At 48.7% G+C, this 3,339-nt stretch carries 3 protein-coding genes; 1 reads left to right on the top strand and 2 read right to left on the bottom strand.

What is annotated here, in order from left to right; translation table 11 throughout:
• Together fnr and hemN are read right to left on the bottom strand one after the other, a co-directional pair.
• Positions 1 to 643, bottom strand: a 643-nt coding sequence (gene fnr / locus KDK14_RS10655; protein ID WP_257265087.1) for a fumarate/nitrate reduction transcriptional regulator Fnr, incomplete at its 3' end; no start/stop codon positions are given.
• Between the two features lie 551 nt (positions 644 to 1,194).
• Positions 1,195 to 2,589 carry an oxygen-independent coproporphyrinogen III oxidase gene (gene hemN, locus KDK14_RS10650; RefSeq protein WP_257265086.1) on the bottom strand — a complete coding sequence of 465 codons (1,395 nt, stop codon included), beginning with the start codon at positions 2,587 to 2,589 and terminating at the stop codon, positions 1,195 to 1,197.
• A 347-nt stretch (positions 2,590 to 2,936) separates the two neighbouring features.
• On the opposite strand from hemN, the gene KDK14_RS10645 reads away from it, so the two are divergent.
• On the top strand, positions 2,937 to 3,339 hold a 403-nt coding region (locus KDK14_RS10645; protein ID WP_257265085.1), incomplete at its 3' end, for a hypothetical protein.

Raw genomic sequence — 3,339 nt, 5'->3', positions numbered from 1 at the left:
TCTGGAATCGGGTAAATACACGACTCACGGTTTCTACCGCCAGGCCCAGATAGTTGCCCATCTCATTTCTTGACATGGACAGTCGGAACGACTGGGAAGAAAAGCCACGGCGACGAAACCGGCTGGCCAGATTAATCAGGAACGTGGCAATGCGTTCATCGGCGCTTTTCTTGGAGAGCAGCATCATCATTTGCTGGTCTTCACGGATGCGCTTGCTCATCAGACGCATCAGATGCCGACGGAGCTGCGGGAATTGATCTGAAAGGTTTTCAAGTTGTTCAAAGGGGATCTCGCAAATCATGGTGGTTTCCATCGCCTGGGCAGAAACCGGAAAGGTATCGGTATCCATACCACTGAGGCCAAGAATTTCACTGGGCAGGTAGAAACCGGTGATTTGCTCCTCACCTTCATTGGTGGCCGTGTAGGTTTTGATCGCCCCTGAGCGAACAGCAAAGACACTGGTGAAGGGATCGCCTTCCAGAAACAGGTGTTCGCCTTTTTTCAAGGGACGTCCACGCTTGATGATCTGATCCAGCTGATCAATATCCTTGATGCTCAATGCCAGTGGCAGGCACAATGAGCTGAGGCTGCAGTCTCTGCAGGCCACATGGCTCGGCTGTCGGACGTTGGGCTTTGACGTCATTGAAAGGCCTCAAAGTCGTATTGGCGAAATTCGACACTTTATGAAAAGCCAGGTTTATGAAAAGCCAGGTTTATGAAAAGCCAGGTTTATGAAAAGCCACATTTATGGAAAGCCAGGTTTACGAAAAGTGCCACCGGCGTGTAACTCAGCTATGCAGGCAACCGGGCAAACCTAAAGTAGTAGTTTAGTACTGCTTGGGCACGTCGTCATAGACTGCAGATACTCCGATGTGCTTCCATTTGCTGTGTCGTCTATTCAGCTCAGGACTTACCCTGATAATAGCATCAGTCATTGTACCTGGTAGCCTGGTCTTTGTCCCCGGAAAAATCAATCTGACATTGTGTCACAGGATTAAATTTTCGTTCATGGTATTCGGCTGATTTTGCACTTATGCTTCTGGCAAATCAATGTGAGAGTGGTGATAAATAGTAGTCACTTTCAATTTTTTTCTGATAACCAGAGGGTTTTCAACGCTGTGCAAAATAATCAGGCAGTTGTCGTTGGTAAGAGAAACTCCGGAGCCTGCTTATTACTCCGGCGTGTGCTGTCATTTAGATGACCTTTGAATAAAGCGGCTTTTCTTGCATCCCGGGTTGATTGAGATAGTGGTCGAACTGCATACAGATGTTACGTATCAGCAGTGCCCCCCTTGGCAGTACTTCCAGCACGTCATCGCTACCCAGGCTGACAAGACCGTCGGCCATCATCGGCTCAAGTCTGGCCAGTTCATCACGGAAGTAATCTTTGAATCTAATATCAAACTGCGTCTCAATATCGCTGAAGTTCAGTTTGAAGTGGCAGATCAGCCGGGTAATCACTGCCTGGCGAACCTTGTCATCATCCGTCATCTTCAATCCGCGTACCATCGGCAGCCGCTGTTCATTGATCATTGTGTAGTACTGGGTCTCATCGGTGCTGTTCTGGATATAAGTGTCACCGACCTGGCTGATGGCAGATACGCCCATGCCGATCAGGTCGCAGTGGCCATGGGTGGTATAACCCTGGAAATTCCGGTGCAGGGTGCCTTCTTCCCGGGCAATGGCCAGCTCATCGTCTGGCAGGGCAAAGTGATCCATACCGATATAGATGTACCCCTGCTCCAACAACTTTTCCGTGGCCTGGTGCAGAATTTCCAGTTTCATTTCCGGCGCTGGCAGATCCTGCTCATTGATCCTGCGCTGTGGCTTGAAGCGGTGGGGCAGGTGGGCGTAGTTAAACAGGGATAACCGGTCCGGAGCCATATCAATCACACGATCAATGGTTTCCATAAAACTGCTGGTTGTCTGAAAAGGCAGGCCATAGATCAGATCCATATGCACTGATCGAAATGCCATGACCCTGGATGCATCAAGAACGGATTTAATCATGCTTTCAGGCTGCACCCGGTTAACGGCGGCCTGAACCCTGGGGTTCAGGTCCTGGACACCGATGCTGATCCGGTTGAAACCAAGATCCCGCAGGGTGCCCATCATGGGCCAGTCTACTTCCCTGGGATCCAGTTCAATGGAATAGTCTGCACCATCGTTGTGCTCCAGCTGGAAGTGTTGGCTGATGTGACCCATCAGGTCAGTTATCTGGTCCCTGCTCAGGAAAGTCGGTGTACCACCACCCAAATGGAGTTGCTCAACCCGCTGTTCATGGCTGTAGAGTGTTGACTGCATCTCTATTTCACGGAACAGGTATTCCAGGTAGATGTTGGAGCGTTCGCGGTGCCTGGTGACAATTTTATTGCAGGCGCAGTAATAACAGACATGGCCGCAGAACGGGATGTGAAAGTACAATGACAGGGCCTTGACAGCACTGGCACTGGACTGGGCATTGAGCTGATATTTGTGAATGTCAAAGCTGCCATCAAACTGCACCGCCGTGGGATAGGAGGTGTAACGCGGGCCTGAGTGGTTGTAACGGTGAATCAGGTCTTTATCCCAAACTGGTACACTATTCATATTTCTCTCGAACGGTAATCTTCATGTCTTGGTAATCAGTGTTTTTGTCGCCAGATCTGTCTTTCGATGTCGGAAAACTCAAGGCAGAACAGTCTGTATTACGTCATGATGTTTTTGGCTAGTTTAGGGGGATTTTCACGTTTGTTCCTTGATCGGTGTCAATAGGTAAGAACCGAACCCGATATGCACTGATGAATTGTCTTTGTACCTTTGATGATGATTGTGTCGGATGTGGCAGGAAGCTATGAAGATCAATCATCTTATCTGCCCTGTGGTTATTAATCGAGCAAATAATGTTCTGTGTGGTAAAGTAATTGCAGGTTAAATTTACCAGACAGAAATTAATTATGGGTACGGACATACATGTGTACGCTGAATTCAGAAATAATGCCGGGCAATGGGAAGTAATCCCGGATTACGAACCTTTCCAGGATCGCAACAAGAAAGTCTTTTCTTTTTTTTCTGAGGGATTTGATAGTGAAGACTATAATTGGTTGGGCTTCAGGATCGTTTATCCACACCCCATTATCAACGAGCCCCGGGGGCTGCCTGAAGATGTCAGTCAATTCGTCAAGGCCGAATCTGATGAATGGGGAACGGGTGCATTCGGCCGCTCCTGGTTGTCTGTTGATGAGCTGGTTTCCTATGACTATACCAAGCCCTTGAGAGACAGGACCGCTGAACTCGTTGATGTTCCCGAAGAGTCTGTCAAGCTTGCGATCAGCGAGACTCTGGGTGAAAAATATTTCT

The sequence above is a fragment of the Endozoicomonas sp. ONNA2 genome, from assembly GCF_024606365.1.
Classification (GTDB): domain Bacteria; phylum Pseudomonadota; class Gammaproteobacteria; order Pseudomonadales; family Endozoicomonadaceae; genus Endozoicomonas.
Note: the sequence above shows the minus strand (reverse complement) of the source record. Positions and strands in the feature narration are given on the sequence as shown.

Bases quoted from the DNA above. Each gene is read 5' to 3' on its own strand.
- hemN (WP_257265086.1), bottom strand. From the start codon at position 2,589: ATGAATAGTGTACCAGTTTGGGATAAAGACCTGATTCACCGTTACAAC.